The following is a 22,407-nucleotide window of genomic DNA, read 5'->3' as shown; positions in this document are numbered from 1 at the left end:
AATTGAATTGCACACAATTTAATTGCTCGCTATGTTTGATCTTTCTTGACTGTCTGCGGAGCCCGACGCCATGAGCGACAACCTGTTGAACATTCCGTGCACCACCATCAAGGGGGAGCAAAAGACCCTCGCCGATTTCGCCGGTAAAGCGGTTTTAGTGGTCAACACCGCAAGCAAATGCGGTTTCACTCCACAGTACAAAGGCCTCGAAGAACTGTGGCAGACCTACAAGGATCAGGGGCTCGTGGTTTTGGGCTTCCCGTGCAATCAGTTCGGCAAGCAGGAGCCAGGTAACGAAGGGGCGATCAGTGAGTTCTGCGAGCTGAACTTCGGCGTCAGCTTCCCGCTGTTCAAGAAGATCGACGTTAACGGTGGAGACGCGCATCCGCTGTTCGTGCAACTGAAAAAACGCGCGCCGGGCCTGCTTGGCTCCCAGGGCATCAAGTGGAACTTCACCAAGTTCCTGATTGGCAAGGACGGAAAACTGGTCAAGCGTTTTGCCCCGACCACCAAGCCGCAGGAGCTGAGCGGCGAGATCGAAGCCCTGCTCAAATGAACAGCTTGCCGGTCGATTCGCTGAAGCTCGACAACCAGTTGTGCTTCAAGCTGTACGCCGCCTCTCGGGCGGTGATTCGTGCCTACAAACCGATGCTCGATCAGCTCGGCCTGACGTACCCGCAATACCTGGCGATGCTGGTGTTGTGGGAATGGCAGGAGGCTGCGCCGGAGCAACCGACGGTCAAGGCGTTGGGCGAGCGTCTGGCGCTGGACTCGGGCACGCTGACGCCATTGCTCAAGCGTCTGGAACAGTTGCAATGGGTACAGCGCCAGCGTTCAACGCGTGACGAGCGCGAAGTGCACCTGAGTCTGACGCCGGCAGGCCAAGCCTTGCGCGAGCAGGTCGGGCCGCTCAAGGCCCGATTGCTGTGCGACAGCGGGGTGGATCTGGACCGTCTCAATGCGTTGCGTGACGGCCTCGATCACTTGCTGGGGCAGATCAAAGCGCTGTCGTAGTCGGGATCCATTGATCGAGCAGTGCCGCGAGTTCTTCACGGCGAAACGGCTTGGCCAGATAGTCGCTCATGCCGGCTGCGCGGCAGCGTTCGCGTTCTTCGGACATGGCGTTGGCGGTCAGAGCGACGATGGGCAGGCTCGGCCAGCGCCCGCTTTGACGGATCTGTCGGCTGGCTTCGTAGCCATCCATCACGGGCATGTTGCAGTCCATCAGCACCAGATCGAATTCGTGATACTCCAACTGATCCAGCGCTTCGGCACCGTGGGCGGCGACGATGACCTCGCAGCCCAGTTTGCCGAGCATGCCTTTGGCCACCAGTTGATTGACCGGGTTGTCCTCGACCAGCAACACCCGCCCGCGCCGCACCGAGGGAGACGTTTCCAGCTGCGCATCGTTAACGGCGACCACATCCGGTTGCAGGGTACGTCGCAGGTTCTGGTACAGCGCATTACGCGCCAATGGTCGGGCCTGTTGCTGCAGAGGTGCGAGTGCGGCGGCTTCTTCGCTGGGCAGGAAACTGCCGTAGGCGGTTACCAGCAAAATCGGCGCCCCAAGCGTCGGGCGCAAACCGAACAGACACTCCGGACAATCGGTGATCACCACGTCCGGTGTCAGGCCCAGCAGTGAGTCATCGATGGTGCGCTGCTCATATGTAAGTCCCCACACCGGCAGCAGGCTCTGCAACAGTTCCGCCAGTCCACTGCTGGCAGCGGTGATGGCGAGGATTTTTCCGTGCAGCGGCGCCGGAACCAGTGCGCGGGTATGACACGGCAATGGCAGCTCGGCACAGAACTGACTGCCGAACCCGGTTTCGGAACTGATGGTCAGACGCCCCTGCATGGCTTCGCAGAGGTTGTAGGTCAGCGCCAGACCCAGCCCGGTGCCGCCGTATTGTCGAGTAATGCCGGCGCCCGCTTGAGTGAACGGCTGGAAGATTTTCAGCTGCGCGTCCTGGGCGATCCCGATGCCGGTGTCGCAGACCTCGACGCGCACGCCATCCTTGTAGGACGACAAGCGCACATCCACCCGGCCGAAGCGGGTAAATTTCAGCGCGTTGGACAGCAGATTACTGACGATCTGCCGCACGCGGGTCGGATCGCCCAGCACCAGTGCCGGGAAGTGCGGGTCGATCAGGCAGGTCAGTTCGACGCTCGGCGCGGCATTCTGCGACAGGAGGTTGGCGGTGTCTTCGATCAATGAGCCGAGATCGAACGGAATGTGTTCGAGTTCCAGTTGGCCGGCATCGAACTTGGACAGGTCGAGGATATCGTTGAGCAGCTCAACCAGGACCTTGCCCGAGTCGTGGGCGATCGACAGTTGTTGCTGCTGCTCGGCGTTCAGCGGCCCGTCGAGCGACAGCGCGATCATCCCCAGCAGACCGTTGAGCGGTGTACGGATCTCGTGGCTCATATTGGCGAGAAACGCCGAACGGGCTTCGGCCATTTCCAGCGCGGTGCTGCGAGCTACTTCGAGTTCCTGATTGGACTGGCTCAGCCGTGCGTTGATCGCCTTGAGTTCAGCGGTGCGCGCCGAGACGATGTTTTCCAGTTGTCCGAGGTAGTCGGTCAGACGGTTTTCGGCGTTGCGCCGCTGCTGGATCTCGGTGGCGATGTTCTCGAATTGTTGATTGGCGACTTTGACCAATACGCCGATTTCATCATTGGCGTGCCCGGCCGGACACTCCAGTGTGGTCGGTTCGGCACTGCGCGGATCGCGTCCGCTGAGCTCACGGATGACCCGCACCAGCGGTTTGGTCAGCATCACGTAAAACAGTGCCAGCAAAAGGCCGGTGAGGATCAGGCTGCGGGCGAAACCGTTGAGCAGGGTGACTTCGGCCCGGCGCAGGAAGCGGCTGCCGAATGCGTAGGTGTCGACTTCCAGGCTCAGCACACCGAGGGACTCGCTGGGCAGATGGTCGAGATAGAGGCGATCCTCGAACTGGCGTTTGGCACCGAACAGAAAGTCGCTGATCACCCGGTAGCCGCTTTGCAGTTCCGGGCGTTTGACGCTGGCCAGCACCGTATTGTTGTTATCGGTCAGTCGTGCAGAAATGATCGCTGGTGAGCGCAACAGGCCCAAGGCGAGTTCCTGAGCGAGTTCGGCATCGATGTTGTAGGCGATACGTGATGCCGGGTTATGGCTGATTTCCAGCAAAGACAGGATTTCCCGGTTGATGGAAGCGTCTTCACTGGCATAATCGATGCCGATTTGCAGCAGGCTGAGCAGCGTGCCCAGAATGAACCCGACCAGCACGGTAAGCCTGGCTTGCTTGTAAGACAGCCGGTGGGTGAATTTGATATCCATGGGGTGTTGAACCACTTCCGTTTCCCTTCGCTGCTCAAGCATAGTCGATCATGTATGGATACCGAGGTTCCCGAATCGCCTTGTAACAAGGCTTGGTAGGGTGATTTTTATCTGTGTGTCGTCGCTGGATCGTCATCATCACTGTGAACGTGCCCGAGGAGAAGACGTGGATTCCCGATTGAATGCTTTTCTTGAACGCGCCGAGTCGGTACTGGCGCGGATCGAACCGTTGTTGCCGGCACCACGGCCGGTGATTGACTGGGGCACTTGTCTGGCGGCGCGCTGGCAGCGCGACGGGCGCAGCGGCTACCTGCTGCCGCTGGAAGTCAGCCTCGACATGCGCCTGTCCGACCTGATCGGTGTTGACCGTCAGCTTGAACAATTGGGGCGCAACACCCAGCAATTTCTCGATGGCATGCCGGCCAACCATGCGCTGCTGTGGGGTTCGCGCGGTACTGGCAAGTCCTCGCTGGTGCGGGCGTTGTTGGCAGAACACGCCGCCGCCGGCCTGCGCCTGATCGAGATCGAGCGCGATCATCTGGCGGATCTGCCGCGTGTGGTCGAGCAGATCGGCAAATTGCCACAACGTTTCGTATTGTTCTGCGATGACTTGTCGTTCGAATCCGGTGAGGGTGATTATCGCGTGCTCAAAAGCGTGCTCGACGGCTCGCTTGAACAGGCGCCGGACAACGTTTTGCTGTACGCCACTTCCAACCGTCGCCACCTGGTGCCGGAGAAGGAAAGCGACAACGAAAACTGGAAACGCGTCGACGGCGAACTGCACCCCAGCGAGGCCGTTGAAGACAAGATTGCGCTGTCGGACCGTTTCGGTCTGTGGCTGTCGTTCTACCCGTTTACCCAAGAACATTTCCTTAACGTCGTCGAACACTGGATCGGCCAATTGGCGGCCAAGGCCGGCCTGAGCTGGCAGCGCGATGACGAACTGGACATCCTCGCCGTGCGTTGGGCCACTGGCCGCGGTAATCGCAACGGACGTTGCGCGTACCAATTCGCCCGTTACTGGGTGGGACTGAAATTGTTGGAGCACAAGGCATGATTGATTTGCAACAAAGCGGCCAAGGCCTCGAAGGCTATGGCATGTTGGCCGCACAACTGGAATCGCTGCTGGCGGACGAGCGCGATTTCATCGCCAACGCCGCGCAGTTTTCGGCGTTCCTGTTCAACCAGCTCGATGACCTGAACTGGGCGGGTTTTTATCTCAATCGCAACGAGGAGCTGGTGCTCGGCCCGTTCCAGGGCCAGATCGCCTGCGTGCGCATTCCGTTCGGTCGTGGTGTGTGCGGTGCGGCGGCGGCCAGTCGGCAAACCCAGCGCGTCGAAGACGTGCATGCATTCCCCGGCCATATCGCCTGTGACAGCGCTTCGAACAGTGAACTGGTCGTGCCGTTGGTCAAGGAAGGGCGCCTGATCGGTGTACTGGATCTCGACAGCCCGAAGCTGGCGCGTTTTGCTGAGCAGGATCAGGCCGGCATCGAGCAACTGGCAGCGATTTTCCTGCGTCTGACCGATTGCTGATCACGCGGTGAGGCCAGCCTTGTGCAACAGGCTGGCTGGATCGACCTTGTCGATCTGCGCGGCATCGAGAAAACGCACGGCGTATTGCATGTAAACGCCTTCGTTGATGAACAATCCAAACAGCTCGGCATCGATGTGCGCCTCACGGCACATGGTGGCCATGATCGCCAACGCCTCACTCAAGGTTTTCGCTTTCTTGTATGGGCGATCGGCTGCGGTCAGCGCCTCGAAGATATCGGCAATCGCCATCATCCGCGCCGGCAGGCTCATGTCTTCACGCTTCAGGCGTTTCGGGTAACCGCTGCCGTCCATTTTTTCATGATGACCACCGGCGATTTCGGCAATGCTGTCGAGGTGGCCGGGGAAGGGCAGGTGGCTGAGCATCATGATCGTCTGCACCATGTGATGATTGATCACGTAACGCTCCTCGCGGGTCAGGGTACCGCGGCTGATGCTCAGGTTGTATAGCTCGCCACGATTGTATTTGTAGCGCGGCACATCCAGCTTGAAGCCCCACGGATTGTCTTCGGGAATCAACTCGTTCGGGTCCCGTTCGAGCAAGTGCTCGGGCTTGTCCGCCAGAAGCTTTTCACTGATCGGCAAGATCGGTGGGGGCGTGCGCGCCTGACGCCGGTTCTCTTCCCAGGACACGCCCAGACGGTCATCGAGGGTGCGCATCCAGGTGCGCCCGGCCAAACGGTCAAGGCGTTGCAGATCCGCTTCGGCCATGGCTTCACTGCCCAGATTACAACGCGCGACAAACGCAAAGTCGTCGTCCAGCGCCGTCAGTGTGGCGTCGCGCAGCGCAGCCAATGCGGTTTCATCACCGCCCAAGGTCCGAGCCTGCCAATAGCCGATCCAGGCGTCGCGCTTGAGCACTTCGAAACGGGTGCGGATCTCATGAATGCGGTCGCTGATGGTTTCCAGTTTGGTCGCCTTGTCGACCACGTATTCCGGCGTCGTTACCTTGCCGCAATCGTGCAGCCAAGCGGCAATGTGCAAGGCTTCCCATTCATCCTCGCTCGGCTGATAGGCACTGAATGCTGGTGCCTGACTGGCGGCCGCTGCCTGGGCGAGCATCAGCGTCAGCTCTGGCACGCGCTGACAATGGCCGCCGGTATAAGGACTCTTGGCGTCGATGGCGCCGGCAAGTAATTGAATAAAGGCGTCGAGCAACTGCTTCTGGCGGGCTTGCAGGCGCTGGCTTTCGATGCTCACTGCGGCAGCGCCTGACACCGCCTGCAAGAAAGCGATACGGTCAGGGCGCAGTTTTTCCAGGTCGGCTGCCGTGCCGCTGTCGTTCACCAGCAGGATCAACAGACCGATGGTTTCGTCGTGGCGATTGTGCAGGCGGATGCCGATCAGATGAACCCGTGGCGATTGCATCACCAACAGGACTTTTTGCAGATCGGCGGCCTGATCGACGCCGAAATTGCTCACGACATTGTTGGCGCTGACCAATTGTTCGAACCACACCGGGCCTCTGCTTTGTTGCAGGTCGTGGCCCTGAATGTCGAACGCTTCCAGTGCCTGAGGCGTGCCATTGATCACTAATCCGTATGGCTCCATACGGCTGCTGTCGCTTTCACGCAGATAGATCAACCCTGCCTGCGCCTGGGCGATCTGTACCGTTTCGAACAGTACCCGTTGCAGCAATGGGGCGAATCGGGTTTCGGCGCCCAAAGTGTCGGTGATGCGGAAGAAACTCGCCAGCGTGTCTTTCATGCGCGCCATCGACACGCTCAACTGGTCGACTTCCAGTACCGGCGAGCGTCGAGCCAGCGGAAAGTTGAAATCGAAGCTGCGGATCGCGTCGGCTTCCTTGACCAGCGCATGCAGCGGTTTGACCAGAATCCGCGAGATTACCCAACCCAGTGGCAGGCACAACAGCAAGGTGGCCAAGGTAATCAACGCGCCTTGCCAGCGCATGCGATAGGCATCGACCAGCAATTCGTCTTCCGGCACCAGGAGTGCCAGCTGCAAGCCTTTGGGGCCACCTTCCTCAATGCTGCTGCGAGCGACTATCCATTGTCGGCCGTCGACTTCCAGTCGCTTGCCTGTGTGCTCTGCGGACAGCAACGCGTGCAGGCTCGGGCTCAGGTCCGTCGCTTTGGCCAGATGCGTGGAGCTGTCGTCGACGATCAGACGGCTGCTGTCGGGGTATGCCACGGCGTTACCGTCGGCATCGAACAGGGCAATGTCGGTGGAGGGCGTGACGACATGTTTGCTCAGGGTCGCAGAAAGTGCAGCCAGCGTCAGGTCGGCACCGATCACTGCGTTTTCACCACTGCGCCGGGCCAGTGTGGTGCCGACATTGTGGGTTGAAAAAAACACGTAGGGTTCGGTGGTGATCTGTTCGGTTTGCTGGCGGGCATTGATGAACCAGGCGCGGTTGCGCGGATCATAAGGGTCGCCGGTATTTTCCTGATGGCCGATCGGGGTCAGGGCCTGATCGAAGAACAGCGATTGCGAGCGCACTTTCCCTTGCGGGTCATGCTCGATGCTCCAGACCTGATACAGCGCTGCTTCCGGAGCCTTGAGCAGGGCTTTCATCGCCGAGGTGCGAAGCGGGCGCACCATGAAGAAATCACCGTTGGCATAACCCAGATACAGCGAGGCCAGGTTCGGGTTATCACTGAGCGACTGGCTGAACGGCCTGAGCAGCGGCAATCGTTGTTCCAGGGCCAAAGCCTGTGTAGCGGGATTGACCGCCAACAGGCTCAACAAATGGCGGATCGGCTGATAGGTGGCGGACAGGTCGAGACGGACGTCCTGTTCGATCCGGCTGAACAACTTGTCGCTGCTCGACAGGATGATCTGCGTGGTCTGGCGATAATTGAACAACCCCAGCACCACGCCGGTGAGCAGCAGCAGAAACGTGAACATGACACTGATGTGCACGTGCAGCGGGAACCGGCGCTGTTCCGGGCGCAGTGGGCTGGGCATTTCAGGTTCTCCATGATGTTTAACTCACTGCTCAGCGCCAAGCATAGTTAAGGCACGCTCATCGTGCCTTGATCGGACAATGCCAATTGCTGCTGCAAGGCTTGCTCCAGTTCGAGTATCGCCCGGTTGATCGCCTCGCAACGACGAGCGATCTCATTTGTCGCCAAGTCTTGCGTGCAGGCGAGCTCCAGGGCATCGCAGCATTCAATCACCCGTGATGCCTGAGCGATGCGTGCAGCCCCCTTGATCTTGTGAGCGACTACCGCCAAGGCTCCGCGATCATCCTGCGGCGACAGCGCGAGCAGTTCCTGTCGGTCGAGGCGGCTGCTCTTGAGCAGTTCAACCAGCAAACGCCGGGCCTGGGCGGGGTTGCCGCCCGTCAACATGTTCAGACTTCGCAGGTTGAATGGCGGTGTGGACGACGTCGCTGCGATGCCGTCGATCCATTGGCTGAGCAGACTCAGGCTCAGGGGCTTGAACAGGCAGTCGTTCATGCCTGCCTGTTTGCAACGCTGGATTTCCTCAGGTTGCGCATTCGCCGTGAAACCCAACACCGAGCAAGGTGGGAGGCGGTTCTGCAGCTCATGCTGGCGAATGGCGCGCGTCAGTTCATAACCGTTCATCAAAGGCATGTTGCAATCGACAATCACCAGATCGAAGGCGCCTTCTTTCCACCGCTCGAGTCCGCTACAGCCATTCTCGGCGATGCTGAAGTGATGGCCGAGAAACTCCAGTTGCTGACACATCAACAAACGATTGGCCGGGTGATCATCCACCACCAGAACGTGTAGCGGTGTCTGCGAGGTCTTGATCGCTGGCTCATCCCTGGCTGCGCTCGCCTGTGCCGGCAAGCTGTCCAGGGGCAGGGAAACGCAGACCTGCGTTCCGATGCCGGGCTGGCTGCTCAATTGCAACTGGCCGCCCATCATTTCACACAGGTTGCGACTGATCACCAACCCCAGACCTGCGCCACTTCGGGCTTGCTGAGGGCTATTTTCCGCCTGGGCAAAGGGCTCGAACAATTGTTGCTGATCCTCTGCACAGATACCCACACCGCTGTCTTGTACGGTCAATTGCATCAGAACCCGCCCTGGCACATCCGTGGTCATGAGGTCGACGCTGATTCTGATGTGTCCTTGCTCAGTGAATTTGATGGCGTTGCTGATCAGATTGGATAGCACTTGCTTGAAACGCAGTGGGTCCAGGTATACATCGACCGCTAGATCCGGCGGATTGAAGATGACTTGCAAAGCGAGATTCTTCTGCCGGGCCAGGCCGTCGAAGATTCTTGCGACAGACGCTACTGTGTCCACCAGGTTGACCCGTTCCGGGCACAGGCTCAGGCGTCCGGATTCGATCCGTGCGATGTCGAGGATGTCGCCGATCAAACCCAGCAGATCCTTGGCCGAATGGTAGGCAGTGTCGATCGAAGAGCGATCCGGATGGTGTTGATCGATGCGTTTGAGCGTCAGTTCAAGCATGCCGATCACCGCATTCATGGGCGTACGGATTTCATGGCTCATGGTGGCCAGGAATGTACTTTTCGCCCGGTTGGCGTCATCTGCCTGTTCCTTGGCCGCACGCAGTTCCTCAAACAGCTGTCGGCGTTCGCTGATGTCGATCCAGCCACCGATGATGCCTTTCACGTCGCCACTGGAGTCTCGATACGGCAGTATCCAGTGATAGATCGTCAGGCGTCGTTTGCCGATGTGTAAAGGCCGGTCGAGCACCAGCGCAGTGCCTTCGGTGACCACTCGCTGATAGTCGGCATGAAAGGCCTGAGCCTCGAAAGCGTTGCTCAGGGTGCCCTGCATGACGCTTTTGCCTATGACGTCTTCACGCTTGGCATTGAACACTTCGAGATAACTGTCATTGCAACTCTGCAGCAGACCCTGGCGATCGCGTACGTAGATCGGATGCGGCGTACCGTTGACCAGCGAGCGCATGAATTCGAACTGATCGTTCAAGGCCCGCTCAGCCGCCTGGCGTTGTTTGATCTGGTGTCGCATGTAGGCGTTCCAGGCAAGCAAGAGCAACAGCAGCAGGCAGGCGCCAATGATCACCTGATAGAACAGGCGCTGGTAATTGCGCCAGATGTTTTGCGAGGCGCTGGAGTACCCACGCCAGCGCCCGTTGATGACGCCGAGTTCTTCCGGTGAAATGCTCAGAAGCGCTTTGTTGATGATCGAGCCCAGTTCCGTGTTGTCACGTGCGGTTGCCAGAGAAAACTCGGCCTGACCGGTGCCGATGGTGGTGGTGATCTGCAGCGCCCGCTCGAAGATTTGCGACGAAATGAAGTAGTTGGCGATCACCAGTGAATTCACCGCCCCGTCGACATGGCCTTTGGCGAGCAGCGAGACGGCGCTGAAGGTATCTGCGGTTTCGATCAACTGGATCCGTGGAAATTCGCGTCGCAGGTACTCGACCAGGGGATTGCCCTGGGCGATCGCCAGCTGCTTGCCTTTGAGCTGACCCAGGTTAGTCGGGCTGTCGGCACTCTTGCGCGTCAGTAGCACATAGGAGTTTTCCAGATAGGGCCGACTGAAACTCAGGGTTTTTTCTCGCTCGGCGGTCGGCAACAAGGCCGCGATGAGATCGGCTTGGTGGTCATTGATCTGTTTGATCATCTCGGCGTCGTTGCGGCTGCGATGGACCTCGAAGCGCAGGCCGGTGCGCAGGCGAATCAGTTCGAGAAGATCGGCGCTGATCCCGCGAAAATTGCCAGCGTCATCGAAGAACGTCAGCGGCGCATAAGCCTCATTCACCACCACGCTCACTACCGGATGCTGCTGCAGCCATGTTTCTTCGCGTTCGGTCAGTTGCAGTTTCTGGTCGGTGAGCAGCAGGTCGCTGCCGGCGCTCCAGCGTTTGGCGATGTTCTCGCGTTCGCTCCGCGGCACCGCTTTAAGCACGGCGTCGACGATATTCAATAACTGCGGATTGTTTTGACGCACGGCGAAGCTGAATCCCTGGGCTTCCTGTTTGCCGAAATTGGCCATGCGCACGTTATTGAGGTAGCCCTTGTTGATCATGTAGTGGGTGGAAATCGTGTCGCCGAGAAACACATCGGCCTGGTCGAACGCCACGGCGTTAATGGCATTCTGGTAGGAGGGATAGCAGGTGATGAGCGCTTTGGGATACAGCGCCTTGACCTCGTGCAGAGGCAGATAGTGATAGACCATGCTCAGGCGCAATCCCGCCAGGCCTTTACTCAGGCTGCGGGTTTCACCTTCGCGGGTAACGAGCACAGGTTGATCGTTGGCATACGGTTCGGACAGCGCAAGGTTGGCATTGGCGGCTTCATAGCCGTTGGCTGTCCCGAGCAGGTCAATCTGACCATCGACCAAAGCGCGAATGGCAGCCTCCCGGGAGGCAAAACGTTTGACCCTGATCGGCAAACCGGTGGCTTGAGCGACAAGCCCGACATAGTCGGCGGTAAGGCCTTCATAATCACGACCGCTGACGGTCATGTCGAAGGGTGGATAGTCAGGAGCGGAGGTTCCGAGTATCAATTCGTCGCGTGTTTGCAGCCACTGTCGTTGAGACTGTTCCAATACAACCGGCACCGGCTCGCCTGCCGATCGGCTGAGCAAGGCATAGTCCGGTGAATCAACGGGCATGGCAAACACATTGGCACTCAGGTACAGGCCTGTGCTCAATGCAATTAAATAGTCTTTTAAACGACTGGGCATGCGGGGTCTCACACGAGTGCGTTGCGTTTGGCCATCTCGATAAGTTCTACAAGGGATTTGGCTTTGAGTTTTTGCATCAGGCGTTTTTTATAGGTACTGACCGTTTTATTGCTGAGAAACATGCCCTTGGCTATTTCCTTGTTGGTACGGCCTTGGGCAAATAACTGCAAAACCATTAATTCGCGATCATTGACGGATTTGAAAAGTTCCAGTTCCGCATAACGGATATCGTCGCTGCGAACCGGATTCAACGCCTGGCTGGGGAAATAGTTGTAACCGGACAGCACCGCTTTTATCGCACTGACCAGTTCGCTCAAGTCTTCCTGTTTACAGACATACCCGGAAGCACCGGACTGCATGCAACGAATACCGAATAACGTCGGACATTGGGCAGTCAGCACGAGGGTTTTGAGCGGCGAACTCATGGCGTTGAAACGGGCAAGAACCTCCAGGCCATCGAGTTTGGGAATGCTGATGTCGAGAATGATCAGGTCCGGCATGCACTCGCGCACCATTTGCATGGCATCGACCCCGTTGTCGGTTTCGCCGACGACCTTGTAGCCTTCATGTTCCAGCAGCATTCGAACGGCGAGACGGATGACCGGGTGATCGTCGACAATAAAAACGGAGTTCATAATCAAATCCCATACAAGCACGAATAAAGCGCGCACCTTAGCTCAGTTGAATGAGCGCACGTATGAGCTGACCTGGCTCCAGTCGTGTTATCGGATTGTTCCTACAGTTAATGAGGAAAGGGACTACGATCAAACTAGGTGTGACGTAAGGAAGGGCAGGGTTTGCATCGGCTTATAGTTCGTCGTGAATGTTTTGCAAGTACTGGCTGTAAATGGATTTTTGTTCAATGTTTAAATGCTAAGGACAGTTGCTTGTTGTTTGTACTTTTCGCCGCTGCATCCCGCTACAAAATTATTCGAAATAGACGAGTGTCAATGCGGCTTCCCCGGTCAAGGAAGTGATCACTGTGCATTCAACCGGCCGACGCTATCGACGGGTTGAATGCGTTCGGATCAGTGACTGGAACGACCGGTCATCTCCAGCGCCATGTCGCTTGCGTAGCTGTCGGTCATGCCGGCGATGAAATCGATCATGCGCAAAAACGACGTATGCAAAGAACCCTGCGGATCCGGTGCGTTATTGCCGAGCAAGTCGAGGATGCGCCGACTCTTGAACGATGGCGTGCGACCGTTGTGTTGCTCCAGCGCGGCGCCGCAGAACGAGTTGAGGAGAATCTCCAGCGTCGTGTAGGCACCGATTTCGTGCAGGGTCTTGCGTTTGTCCTGAAAGATTTTCTTGCGGGCAATGTCCTTGGCGTTCAGCACACAGCGCTTGGCCGGGCCATGCATGTGCTCGACCAGATCGCCGTGCAGCGTGCCGGCGAGCAGTGCGTCCTGTTGCTCGACAAACGCCCGCGCCGCCGCGTTGGTCAAATGTTCGATGGCCTTGCCACGCAGGATTGCGAGCTTGCGTCGTCGTGAATCCTGCGGGCCGAGCTGACGATAGGTTTCCGGCAGATCATCGCCCACCAATCCGAGTAACAGCGATTCGACCTCAGCGTACTCCAGCAGCTCCATCTCAAGACCGTCTTCCAGGTCGATCAAGGCGTAGCAGATGTCATCCGCCGCCTCCATCAGGTAGACCAGCGGATGGCGCGCCCAGCGTTGCTCTTCCAGTTGTGGCAGGCCCAGCTTTTGAGCGATTTGCTCCAGCAGCGGCAGTTCGCTCTGATAACAGCCGAACTTGTGTTTCTTGTAACCCAGGGAGTCGGCGTGACGGGCTGTCCACGGGTATTTCAGATAGGTGCCGAGGGTGGCGTAGGTCAGGCGGGTGCCGCCGTCGAACTGATGGTACTCAAGCTGAGTGAGCACGCGAAAGCCTTGTGCGTTGCCTTCGAAATTGAGGAAGTCGCCGCGCTCGGCTTCGCTCATGCCGTCCAGCCAGCCTCGTCCGGCCGCCTGTTGGAACCAGTGGCGAATGGCATCTTCGCCGGAGTGACCGAACGGCGGGTTGCCGATGTCGTGGGCCAGACATGCCGATTGCACCACCATGCCCAGATCGCTGGGGTCGCACCATTGTGGCAGGGCACTGCGCAGTGTTTCGCCGACGCGCATACCCAGCGAACGGCCGACACAACTGACCTCCAGCGAGTGGGTCAGGCGTGTGTGAATGTGGTCGTTACTGGTGACCGGGTGCACTTGGGTTTTTCGACCCAGACGCCGAAAGGCGCCGGAGAAGATGATGCGGTCATGGTCTTTGTGAAAAGGACTGCGGCCAAGTTCTTGCGGGCTGTGCAGGGGCTTTCCGAGACGTTCGCGGTTGAGCAGGGTTTGCCAATCCAAGGCTGATTCTCTCCGACAGGTGACTGGGGGCCAAAAAGTTTCCCCGCTGTGGTGTGGAAACTTAATGGCAACGCTAGCCCTAGCTTCCCGGTTCGGCTCTGAGCCTGCAAGCGCAACTACAGCCCTGCAGCATCAATGTCGATCAGCAGCAGACGTTCGCCATTGTCGAAGAACTGCCCGGCCGTCAGGCAATACTGGTTGCTGGTTGCATCGCGGTAGGTGTTGGACAGCGTCAGGCGCCGCTCCTCCCAGCCTTCAGCGAGTAAATGATAGAAGTACGGACGCCATGACCAGTTGTGCCCCAGATAGCGATTGTCGGCGATCCAGCCACTGTGCCGCCATTCCAGATTAGGTGTCAGTTGCGTGCCGTGACGGTCGCATTGATAGAACCGCAGCAGCCATGGAAAGGCGTCCAGCTGGGGCAATGCGCTCAGCGGTGCGTGGGCTTGCGCCCAGTTCTGCAGAATGGTCATCAATTCGCCCAGTTGCTGACGCATTTGCATCAAGCGGGCCCGTTCTGCCAGTTTTTGCCGGACATAGCGTTGACGCAGTTCGGCGAAGCGTTGCACAAAAGCGTCTGTGGGGTAAAAAGCTTCCTGCGCCCGAGCGAAGAGAAAACCCTGCACGTAACGCGATCCGCACTCCAGAGCGAAATTCAACTGTGCCTCGGTCTCGACGCCTTCAGCGATAATCCAGCAACCGGTCTTTTCGGCCATCTGCGCCAACGCCTTGACCACATCACTGCTCGGCCCACCGAGTGCGGCGGCCTGAAACAGGCGCATGTCGAGTTTGAGAATGTCCGGTTGCAGCGCCAGCACCCGATCCAGTTGTGAATAGCCCGCACCAAAATCATCAATGGCGATTCGTGCCCCTGCCTCGCGATAACGCGCGACCACTTCGGCCAGACGTTGGCCGTTGCCGCCCAGTTCAGTGATCTCGAATACGATGCGCTGCGGATCGACAAGGTGTCGCGCGATTTGCTTGAGACTTGGCAGCGCTTGTTCGGGGCGCAAGCGGCTGATCCAGCGCGGCGACATGTTGAGGCTGAGAAACCAGTCCGAGGGCGCTTCATGCAGGCGGCTCAAAGCATTGTCGCGGATCTGTCGGTCGAGACGGCGCAAGGCGATGGCCGGAGTGCGCGGGTCGGCGAACAGCGGCCCGACCGACACCAGTTGTCCATCGGCCTGGCGCAGCCGGCCCAGTGCTTCGACGCCGGCAATCCGGCCGGTGGCGGTATCGATGAAGGGTTGAAAGCAGGCGAGCGGTTGCCCGTCGATCACGGAGCCTCCTTAGTCGTTCTTGTTCTGGTTGAACCTGTCGACCGGATAGGCGTTCAGGATTGAACCTCTTGGTCAAAGAGGTCCATCCCGAGAAGGTTGCAAGAATGTAGCCAGATGCCGTAATTCAGCGTTTGCCGGAGTTTTGCATGACCATTTTGATCAGCGGCCCGAGACTGGTGCCAAGACGAACCAATCGGGTCAAACCACCAACGCCGCCGCTTTTGGCGCCTTTGCCGGTGATGAAACCCAGCAGCGTCACAGCCGCCACACCCCATAACGGCGCGTGCTTGATCCCCAGACCGCCCTGCAAGTTTTGCGTCATGCCGCGCATGCGTTGCAGTGGTTGCAGGACTTGCCCGGCTTCATGGCGAATTTCCTGTCGATGCATTTCCATGCGCAGGCGGATCAGCGCCTTGCGCATTTCCCGGCGAGAGCTGTTGTGTGGCAGTTCAGGCAGGCTCATGGCAGCAGGCGCTCCCGGTCGTTGGCCAGCTCTTCGAGCGTGCCGTGGAAAGGCGAGGACTCATCGAAGATTGCAGCCTTGAGGCGCAGTCCGCAGAAGATCGAGGCCAAGGTATAGAAAACGCACAGGCCGATGATTGCGGCCAGGCGATAAGTGTCCCAGAACACGATCATGACCAAGGTCGATAAACCCACCAGCAGCAACAGGGCAAAGACCAAGGCCAGACCTGCAAACAGCAACAGGCTGACGGTCCGGGATTTCTGCTCCTGCAATTCGATGCCGAACAACTCGACATGGCTGTGCAGCAGACCCAGAACGGCGGCGCCCAGGCGTCGCGTGGAAGAGGCGGTGCCCGCAGTCGGGCCGGATTCACCGATCGACATAATCAGCGCCGAGTAGCCAGCAGGCCGATCAGGAAGCCGACACCAGCAGCAATGCCGACGGCCTGCCAAGGGTTGGCCGAGACGTAATCTTCAGTGGCGGTCACCGCTGCCTGACCACGTTCACGCAGGGTGTCTTCGGTCAGTTTCAGGGTTTCGCGGGCGCGCAGCAGACTGTCGTGAATCTGCTCGCGCAGCTCATCAGCCTGATCGCCGGCCAGGGTGGCGGTGTGCTCGAGCAACCGTTCGGTGTCGGCGACCAAAGTCTGGAAGTCGTTCATCAGGATTTCTTGAGCAGTCTTTGCCTTGATGCTGGCCATGGGTGGATCTCCGTAAGTGACGTCTGAAGCGTTCGAGTATGAGCCTTGCGCGAAGGTTCAGTACTCGTTCGAGTATGAGCCTTGCGCGAAGGTTCAGTACAAATGACTGGTACAACTTTTGCTGTGTCGTGGTGCGTCGTCCTGCGGTTGTGCGCTGTTGCCGGGCGTGCGCCTTGAGAAACCTTATCCCAAACAATGCCGGTTCGTGTCAGGACATCGACCTTGTGCGCCAAAGCAGTTCGCCGGACATCCGGTTCCCTGACTGCGCGGGCGCAACTTGGTGCATGAAATGTGCGCATGAACCGCTTTGGTGCCTTTTTCGCCTTTAGGTCTGCCTGCTTATGGAAAATCTGCAAAGCGCTGTGGACACGCTGGTTCACAGCTCCAATACCCTGTTCATTCTGATCGGTGCAGTGATGGTACTGGCGATGCACGCCGGTTTCGCCTTTCTGGAGGTCGGTACCGTCCGCCAGAAAAACCAGGTCAATGCGCTGTCGAAGATTCTCAGTGATTTCGCCGTCTCGACCCTGGCCTATTTCTTTATAGGCTATTGGATCTCCTATGGTGTGACCTTCATGCAGCCAGCGGCGGTGCTGAGTGCCGATCACGGTTATGGACTGGTGAAGTTTTTCTTCCTGCTGACCTTTGCCGCCGCGATCCCGGCGATCATTTCCGGCGGTATCGCCGAGCGCGCGCGTTTTGTGCCGCAGTTGTGCGCCACGGCGTTGATCGTCGCATTCATCTATCCGTTCTTCGAAGGCATGATCTGGAACGGCAACTACGGTCTGCAAGCGTGGCTGACGGCGCAGTTCGGTGCAGCTTTCCATGATTTCGCCGGTTCCGTGGTGGTGCACGCCATGGGCGGTTGGCTGGCGCTGGCAGCGGTGTTGCTGCTGGGGCCGCGCAATGGTCGTTATCGCGACGGCCGCCTGGTGGCGTTCGCACCGTCGAGCATTCCCTTTCTGGCGCTCGGCTCGTGGATTTTGATTGTCGGCTGGTTCGGCTTCAACGTGATGAGCGCGCAGACGCTGCAAGGTGTCAGTGGTCTGGTAGCGGTCAATTCGTTGATGGCGATGGTCGGAGGCACCATGGCGGCGCTGCTCGTCGGGCGCAATGACCCGGGCTTTCTGCACAACGGCCCGTTGGCCGGTCTGGTGGCGGTCTGTGCCGGATCCGATCTGATGCATCCGGTCGGTGCGCTGGTGACCGGCGCGATCGCTGGCGCGCTGTTTGTCTGGTGCTTTACCGCCGCGCAGGTTAAATGGCGCATTGATGACGTATTGGGTGTTTGGCCGCTGCACGGCCTGTGCGGTGTTTGGGGCGGGATTGCCTGCGGGATCTTCGGCCAGACTGCGCTTGGCGGTATTGGCGGCGTCAGCTTGATCAGCCAGTTGATCGGCACCGCGCTCGGCGTCGCTGTGGCGCTGATCGGTGGCTTCGTCGTATATGGTGTGATCAAGGCGCTGCATGGGCTGCGCCTGAGTCAGGAACAAGAGTATTACGGCGCGGACCTGTCGCTGCACAAGATCGGCGCAGTGAGCCAGGATTAGGTCTCCTCATCGTCGGCTCCGCGGTAGAAACCGTGGAGCAGGCGATAACGGTCACTTCGCACCTGATCGACTTTTTCCTGAACCTGACGCGCCGGCAACCCGAGCATGATCAAGGCGTGAGAGCCAAGCATCAGGCTGGATTCCAATAGCTCTGGCACCACTTCGGTGGCGCCTGCGGCTTTGAGCTCCGCCAGTTGGCTGTCGTCGCGGGTGCGCACCAGAATCGGTACCTGATCATTGAGACGGCGTGCTTCCCTGAGGATGCGCAGGGCGACGTCGGTTTGATCCACGGCAATCACACAGAGTCGTGCGCGCAGCAGGCCAACGGCGGTCAGCAGATCGCCGCGCGACGAGTCGCCGTAATGCACGTCACTTTCCCCACTGGCGGCTTCCTGTACCCGGACCGGGTCATTGTCCAGCGCGATATAAGGCTGTTTGGCATTGCGCATGAAACGACCGATGGATTGGCCGACCCGGCCGTAGCCGCAAATCACCACGTGCTGGTTGAGGTCGGCGTTGAGCGCGCTGATTTCTTCGATCTGTGCCTCTTGATTGGGTTTGCGGTGCAGCACTGCAGCGATGCGTGGTGCTGCGCGCAACAACAATGGCGTCAGCAGCATCGAGCAGAACGTCGCCGCGAGCAGAAGGTTGCCAAGCCCTTCGGGCATGATGCTGTTTTGTTGCATCTGTGCCATCAGTGCAAAGCAGAACTCGCCTCCCTGGGCCAACGCCAGACCACTGCGCCACGCTGTTTCGCTGTCACTGCCGCGCCACTTCACCAACAAGGCGACGACGATGCCCTTGATCACCATCAAACCGACGGTAAGCCCGATAATCAGCAGGCTGTGACTGACGAACAGTTGCAGGTCGATCAGCATGCCGATGCTGACGAAAAACACACCTAGAAGGATGTCGCGAAATGGCCGGATGTCAGCCTCGATCTGGTGACGATAGTGGCTTTCACCGAGCAACATCCCCGCCAGAAATGCACCGAGGGCGGGGGACAGGCCCAGCAGGTGAGTCAGCCAGGCGGTCAACAACACAATCACCAGTGCCAGCAGCACGAACAATTCTGCCGAGCGTGACGCCGCCACTTCATGGAACAACCTCGGCAGTATCCAGCGACTGGCCAGTAGCAGCCCGACAAACAGCACAACGGTTTTCACCAGCGTCAGCGGTAGCGCCCAGTACCAGGCTTGCTCGCTGCTGCCGGCGAACACGGGCACCAATGTCAGCAGCAATACCGCGACAACGTCCTGAAACAGTAAAACACCAACGGCATTCTGGCCGTGGCTGCTGAACACCTCGCCAAGACTGCCCAACTCTTTGGTCACAATCGCCGTTGATGACAGCGAAAGCCCGGCGCCGAGCAACAGCGCCGGTGTGATCGGCATGCCCAACAGCATCAATAGCAGCCCGAGCAGCGCGGTGCTGACCAGCACTTGCTGACTGCCTAGACGGAACACGACCTGGCGCAGCGCGATCATCTTCGACAGGGAGAACTCCAGACCCAGTGAAAACAACAGAAACACCACCCCCAACTCCGCGACGTCGGGCAAGTGTTCGCTCTCGTTGACCCAGTCGAACGCACTCGGTCCGACCAGCAATCCTACGCACAGATAACCCAGAACCGGTGGCAACCGCAGGCGACGGAACAGGGCAATCACCACAAGGGACGAGGCGAGGATGATCAACAGATTGGCGAACACTGGACACTCCGATGTCAGATTCAGGCTTTTCAAGCGTAGAGGCAAAAAGTCCGGGAGGATCGCGTAATTGGTTTTTCTGCGGACTGATTTGCGTCAGGGTTTTGCCTGTGAACCTTTGTCGGGACGCTGGAGCCTTTGGGCGGCGGTGGCTCGACGGGTTTTCAGGTGCGGCCTAGAATAGGCCCACTCATTTTTTGGTTGAGCAATCATGCCTCCTGAATGTCAGCTGTTCGGCACCCTTGGATGCCATTTGTGTGAAGTCGCCGAGGCCGAACTGATGCCTCTTGTCGAGCATGGCCTGCTGGTTGAATTGGTCGATATTGCTGAGGATGAGGCTTGGTATGCGGCTTACAGCCTGAGAATTCCGGTGCTGCGTCGTGTCGACACCGGGGCTGAGCTGGGCTGGCCATTCAGCGCTGATGAAGTCGTTGCATTTCTGCGTTGATCCGCATTTTCTCGTTCATTCCGCCGGTCGCCGCTGCCATCCATTTCTTGGCATTTTGCGCCTTGTTCGGTTACTGTATGTTCATACAGTAAATGCGTCAGAGGGATGAACCGTGGTCAATGTCGAACAGTTGAAGAACAGCGTGAACCGGATGTCGGTTGACGTGGTGCGCGAGGCCGTTCTCGAATTGCGCCTGGACGGGCTGGTCACGGAAGGCAAGACGCCCTTCAACAAACTGCACTTCAACACCTGCTTTGCCGAGATCGAGGCCTTGTTTCAGCGTGCCGGTTACCACAAGCAGCTGGATGTGGTCGGTTATCAGGGTTTGCTTTACGCCTTGTACGATCCGGGACGCTGGGATGCAGTTGATGTGTTGCGCTGGCTCAAGGAATTCACCGATGCCGCAGCGCTGAAAACAATCCCGGCCTGAACATTCTGCGCTAGGTTCGTTTCCCTCACTGCTGGATAATGCCGGCCTGCATTGAGGGTTCGATTTCCGTATGTCCACATCTACATTCTCTGCTGCTCAGAATCAGGCGAGCACACTTTATCTGCCGCCCGGTAAATGGCGGACCGTACTCGATTGCCTGTGCGAGCATTTCAGCGCCATTGACCGCGAACAATGGCTGGACCGGATCGCTCGGGGACGCGTACTGGACGGCCATGGCCAGCCGATCCCGGTGGACTTGCCTTACAAGGAAGGTCTGCGGATTCACTATTTTCGTGAAGTGCCGGACGAGAAGCCGATCCCGGTGGTCGAGTCGATCCTGTATGCCGACGAACATCTGGTAGTGGCTGACAAACCGCATTTTCTGCCGGTCACGCCTGCCGGCGAATACGTTGAGCAAACCTTGTTGCGCAGGCTGATTCGTCGCCTGGACAATCCGCACCTGGTGCCTCTGCACCGCATCGACCGGCATACGGCGGGACTGGTGATTTTCTCAGCCAATCCGCAAACCCGATCAGCCTATCAGTCGTTGTTTCCCACGCGGCAGATCGACAAGCGCTATGAAGCCATCGCCCCGGCGCTGCCAGATCTGAAGTTCCCTTTGGTGCACAAGAGCCGCCTGGTGGATGGCGAACCGTTTTTCCGCATGCAGGAAGGTGCCGGTGCCAGCAATACCGAAACGGCGGTGGAGGTTCGGGAAAAACATGGCGATCTGTGGCGCTACGGCTTGTTTCCGGTGACGGGAAAAAAACATCAACTACGTGTCCACATGACGGCGTTGGGCGCGAGCATCTGCAACGATCCGTTTTATCCGGATGTGTTGAAGGATGTCGAGGACGACTACGCCAATCCGCTGAAACTGCTGGCGCAGGGGTTGCGGTTCATTGATCCGGTTACCGGCGCAGAGCGCGAGTTCGAGAGCCGGATCACGTTGCAATGGTGACGTCGAAGCCGTTTTTCGAGCGCCCATGAAAAAGCCCGCAATCAATGCGGGCTTTTCTGTATCCGGTATCGACCCAGAGCTTACAGCTCTTTAACGGTACGAACCTGATCCTTGTTGATGCGAGTTTCTTTGCCGTCCAGCTGTTTGAACTCGTAGAAGCCCGAATCGTCATCGTATTTCGGGGTGTCGACGGCCTGGATTTCGCGACCGTCATTCAAGGTGATCACTGTAGGCGACGAGCAACCGGCGAGGGTGGCAAGGCCCAGTGCGAGCATGAAAGTGGCGAGGGTCCGTTGAGTCATGGGTGTGTCTCCGAATGGGAATTCTTTTGGTTACTGAGCTTGAGACGTATACAAGGCGTGAGAGTTCCTTGAATGGTGTCAGTCTGACACAGTGTTGTGCGCATTTAACAGTTCGGGGGTGTTGAGGTTGGCCAGTCGCGGGTCATTATCGGGACATTGCAACGCGGTGGCGCCGAGACTGCGCATTACCCGCCCGGGGCTGCGCTCCCCAGCAATCCACGCTGCCTCAAAGGCCGGCAACAGGGCTACCGGAATCACGCAGAGCAGAGGTTCCCAATGCCCGTCATGGCGCAACATTAAAGGTTTTTCAGGATTCAGATTGGCGGTTTCGCGCATGTCCTGCAGCAACGTGGCATCGATCCTCGGGACATCGCAGGGCAGTACCAGCAAGTGGGAGTGACGCGCGGCTTTCAGGCCTGCGCGGATACCAGCCAAGGGGCCCGGAAAATCTTCTTCGTCATCCCCCACCAGTTGATCTGCAAACGGTGCATAACGCTCGCGATTCCGATTGCAGGAGATGATCAAGTCATCGGTCAGCGGACGAGTCTGGCGCTGCAAGTGCGCGATCAACGGTTCACCCTGCCACTGCACCAGCCCCTTGTCCTGACCGCCCATACGTTGGCCGCGCCCGCCCGCCAGAAGCAGAATGGAGCAGGGCGGCAGTTGCGAATTCACAGTCATGGCAGCTCTCCAGAGGGGCGGCAAAGAAATGGGGCG

The 22,407-nt window shown here is 58.6% G+C and carries 20 protein-coding genes; 8 read left to right on the top strand and 12 right to left on the bottom strand.

Annotated elements, in window-relative coordinates; genetic code table 11:
* Positions 1–70: 70 nt before the first annotated feature.
* Both GTU76_RS08520 and GTU76_RS08515 read left to right on the top strand, forming a co-directional pair.
* Positions 71–556: a glutathione peroxidase gene (locus GTU76_RS08520; RefSeq protein ID WP_016985485.1), complete on the top strand. Its 486-nt coding sequence runs from the start codon at positions 71–73 to the stop codon at positions 554–556.
* A complete protein-coding gene (locus tag GTU76_RS08515; protein ID WP_180698430.1) occupies positions 553–1,014 on the top strand; it encodes a MarR family winged helix-turn-helix transcriptional regulator in 462 nt (153 codons plus the stop codon). The genes GTU76_RS08520 and GTU76_RS08515 overlap by 4 nt, the downstream gene beginning before the upstream one ends.
* Here GTU76_RS08515 and GTU76_RS08510 read toward each other — a convergent pair.
* Positions 998–3,319 (bottom strand): hybrid sensor histidine kinase/response regulator, encoded by a 2,322-nt coding sequence (locus GTU76_RS08510; RefSeq protein WP_020372665.1) that lies wholly within the window; start codon positions 3,317–3,319, stop codon positions 998–1,000. The two genes, GTU76_RS08515 and GTU76_RS08510, sit on opposite strands and share 17 nt — an antisense overlap.
* 166 nt (positions 3,320–3,485) lie before the next feature.
* Between GTU76_RS08510 and GTU76_RS08505 the strand changes: the two genes are divergently transcribed.
* Together GTU76_RS08505 and GTU76_RS08500 are read left to right on the top strand one after the other, a co-directional pair.
* Positions 3,486–4,376, top strand: coding sequence for a DUF815 domain-containing protein (locus GTU76_RS08505; protein WP_016985482.1), 891 nt, complete (start codon positions 3,486–3,488; stop codon positions 4,374–4,376).
* On the top strand, positions 4,373–4,855 hold the full coding sequence (locus tag GTU76_RS08500) for a GAF domain-containing protein (RefSeq protein ID WP_175553575.1): 483 nt from the start codon (positions 4,373–4,375) through the stop codon (positions 4,853–4,855). Before GTU76_RS08505 ends, GTU76_RS08500 begins: the two co-directional genes overlap by 4 nt.
* Here GTU76_RS08500 and GTU76_RS08495 read toward each other — a convergent pair whose 3' ends face one another.
* From GTU76_RS08495 to GTU76_RS08460, 8 genes are all read right to left on the bottom strand, one after another.
* A complete protein-coding gene (locus GTU76_RS08495) occupies positions 4,856–7,801 on the bottom strand; it encodes an HD domain-containing phosphohydrolase (protein WP_180698429.1) in 2,946 nt (981 codons plus the stop codon).
* Between the two features lie 47 nt (positions 7,802–7,848).
* On the bottom strand, positions 7,849–11,493 hold the full coding sequence (locus tag GTU76_RS08490) for a transporter substrate-binding domain-containing protein (RefSeq protein WP_180698428.1): 3,645 nt from the start codon (positions 11,491–11,493) through the stop codon (positions 7,849–7,851).
* 8 nt (positions 11,494–11,501) lie between these two features.
* On the bottom strand, positions 11,502–12,128 hold the full coding sequence (locus tag GTU76_RS08485; RefSeq protein ID WP_016985478.1) for a response regulator transcription factor: 627 nt from the start codon (positions 12,126–12,128) through the stop codon (positions 11,502–11,504).
* Between the two features lie 393 nt (positions 12,129–12,521).
* Entirely contained in the window at positions 12,522–13,850 is a 1,329-nt protein-coding gene (locus tag GTU76_RS08480; RefSeq protein ID WP_016985477.1) for a deoxyguanosinetriphosphate triphosphohydrolase, read from the bottom strand.
* Between the two features lie 116 nt (positions 13,851–13,966).
* Positions 13,967–15,130 carry an EAL domain-containing protein gene (locus tag GTU76_RS08475; RefSeq protein WP_016985476.1) on the bottom strand — a complete coding sequence of 388 codons (1,164 nt, stop codon included), beginning with the start codon at positions 15,128–15,130 and terminating at the stop codon, positions 13,967–13,969.
* Positions 15,131–15,254: 124 nt separating this feature from the next.
* Positions 15,255–15,593, bottom strand: a complete 339-nt coding sequence (locus GTU76_RS08470; RefSeq protein WP_016985475.1) for a hypothetical protein — start codon at positions 15,591–15,593, stop codon at positions 15,255–15,257.
* Positions 15,590–15,976, bottom strand: coding sequence for a phage holin family protein (locus tag GTU76_RS08465; protein ID WP_016985474.1), 387 nt, complete (start codon positions 15,974–15,976; stop codon positions 15,590–15,592). The genes GTU76_RS08470 and GTU76_RS08465 overlap by 4 nt, the downstream gene beginning before the upstream one ends.
* A gap of 2 nt (positions 15,977–15,978) precedes the next feature.
* The gene (locus GTU76_RS08460; RefSeq protein WP_016985473.1) at positions 15,979–16,293 is read right to left on the bottom strand and encodes an ElaB/YgaM/YqjD family protein; all 315 of its coding nucleotides are present in this window, start codon (positions 16,291–16,293) and stop codon (positions 15,979–15,981) included.
* 341 nt (positions 16,294–16,634) lie between these two features.
* Here GTU76_RS08460 and GTU76_RS08455 point away from each other — a divergent pair, with 341 nt between their 5' ends.
* Positions 16,635–17,843: an ammonium transporter gene (locus GTU76_RS08455; RefSeq protein ID WP_180698427.1), complete on the top strand. Its 1,209-nt coding sequence runs from the start codon at positions 16,635–16,637 to the stop codon at positions 17,841–17,843.
* On the opposite strand, the gene GTU76_RS08450 is transcribed toward GTU76_RS08455, so the two are convergent.
* On the bottom strand, positions 17,840–19,552 hold the full coding sequence (locus tag GTU76_RS08450; protein ID WP_180698426.1) for a monovalent cation:proton antiporter-2 (CPA2) family protein: 1,713 nt from the start codon (positions 19,550–19,552) through the stop codon (positions 17,840–17,842). The two genes, GTU76_RS08455 and GTU76_RS08450, sit on opposite strands and share 4 nt — an antisense overlap.
* A gap of 208 nt (positions 19,553–19,760) precedes the next feature.
* On the opposite strand from GTU76_RS08450, the gene GTU76_RS08445 reads away from it, so the two are divergent.
* From GTU76_RS08445 to GTU76_RS08435, 3 genes are all read left to right on the top strand, one after another.
* The gene (locus GTU76_RS08445) at positions 19,761–19,997 is read left to right on the top strand and encodes a glutaredoxin family protein (RefSeq protein ID WP_016985470.1); all 237 of its coding nucleotides are present in this window, start codon (positions 19,761–19,763) and stop codon (positions 19,995–19,997) included.
* A 112-nt stretch (positions 19,998–20,109) separates the two neighbouring features.
* Positions 20,110–20,427 carry a transcriptional regulator gene (locus GTU76_RS08440; RefSeq protein ID WP_016985469.1) on the top strand — a complete coding sequence of 106 codons (318 nt, stop codon included), beginning with the start codon at positions 20,110–20,112 and terminating at the stop codon, positions 20,425–20,427.
* Positions 20,428–20,497: 70 nt separating this feature from the next.
* Positions 20,498–21,388 carry a pseudouridine synthase gene (locus GTU76_RS08435; RefSeq protein ID WP_180698425.1) on the top strand — a complete coding sequence of 297 codons (891 nt, stop codon included), beginning with the start codon at positions 20,498–20,500 and terminating at the stop codon, positions 21,386–21,388.
* A gap of 80 nt (positions 21,389–21,468) precedes the next feature.
* Here the strand turns inward: GTU76_RS08435 and GTU76_RS08430 are convergent, their stop codons facing one another.
* Positions 21,469–21,690, bottom strand: coding sequence for a YgdI/YgdR family lipoprotein (locus GTU76_RS08430; RefSeq protein ID WP_007908660.1), 222 nt, complete (start codon positions 21,688–21,690; stop codon positions 21,469–21,471).
* Positions 21,691–21,768: 78 nt separating this feature from the next.
* Positions 21,769–22,371 (bottom strand): molybdenum cofactor guanylyltransferase MobA, encoded by a 603-nt coding sequence (mobA, locus tag GTU76_RS08425; protein ID WP_180698424.1) that lies wholly within the window; start codon positions 22,369–22,371, stop codon positions 21,769–21,771.
* Positions 22,372–22,407 lie beyond the last annotated feature (36 nt).

This window comes from Pseudomonas crudilactis (genome assembly GCF_013433315.1).
Taxonomy (GTDB): Bacteria; Pseudomonadota; Gammaproteobacteria; order Pseudomonadales; family Pseudomonadaceae; genus Aquipseudomonas; species Aquipseudomonas crudilactis.
Note: the sequence above shows the minus strand (reverse complement) of the source record. Positions and strands in the feature narration are given on the sequence as shown.

Bases quoted from the DNA above. Each gene is read 5' to 3' on its own strand.
- GTU76_RS08510 (WP_020372665.1), bottom strand. From the start codon at position 3,319: ATGGATATCAAATTCACCCACCGGCTGTCTTACAAGCAAGCCAGGCTT.
- GTU76_RS08445 (WP_016985470.1), top strand. From the start codon at position 19,761: ATGCCTCCTGAATGTCAGCTGTTCGGCACCCTTGGATGCCATTTGTGT.
- GTU76_RS08470 (WP_016985475.1), bottom strand. From the start codon at position 15,593: ATGAGCCTGCCTGAACTGCCACACAACAGCTCTCGCCGGGAAATGCGC.
- GTU76_RS08455 (WP_180698427.1), top strand. From the start codon at position 16,635: ATGGAAAATCTGCAAAGCGCTGTGGACACGCTGGTTCACAGCTCCAAT.
- GTU76_RS08460 (WP_016985473.1), bottom strand. From the start codon at position 16,293: ATGGCCAGCATCAAGGCAAAGACTGCTCAAGAAATCCTGATGAACGAC.
- mobA (WP_180698424.1), bottom strand. From the start codon at position 22,371: ATGACTGTGAATTCGCAACTGCCGCCCTGCTCCATTCTGCTTCTGGCG.
- GTU76_RS08435 (WP_180698425.1), top strand. From the start codon at position 20,498: ATGTCCACATCTACATTCTCTGCTGCTCAGAATCAGGCGAGCACACTT.
- GTU76_RS08485 (WP_016985478.1), bottom strand. From the start codon at position 12,128: ATGAACTCCGTTTTTATTGTCGACGATCACCCGGTCATCCGTCTCGCC.
- GTU76_RS08465 (WP_016985474.1), bottom strand. From the start codon at position 15,976: ATGTCGATCGGTGAATCCGGCCCGACTGCGGGCACCGCCTCTTCCACG.
- GTU76_RS08500 (WP_175553575.1), top strand. From the start codon at position 4,373: ATGATTGATTTGCAACAAAGCGGCCAAGGCCTCGAAGGCTATGGCATG.
- GTU76_RS08490 (WP_180698428.1), bottom strand. From the start codon at position 11,493: ATGCCCAGTCGTTTAAAAGACTATTTAATTGCATTGAGCACAGGCCTG.
- GTU76_RS08515 (WP_180698430.1), top strand. From the start codon at position 553: ATGAACAGCTTGCCGGTCGATTCGCTGAAGCTCGACAACCAGTTGTGC.
- GTU76_RS08520 (WP_016985485.1), top strand. From the start codon at position 71: ATGAGCGACAACCTGTTGAACATTCCGTGCACCACCATCAAGGGGGAG.
- GTU76_RS08430 (WP_007908660.1), bottom strand. From the start codon at position 21,690: ATGACTCAACGGACCCTCGCCACTTTCATGCTCGCACTGGGCCTTGCC.
- GTU76_RS08495 (WP_180698429.1), bottom strand. From the start codon at position 7,801: ATGCCCAGCCCACTGCGCCCGGAACAGCGCCGGTTCCCGCTGCACGTG.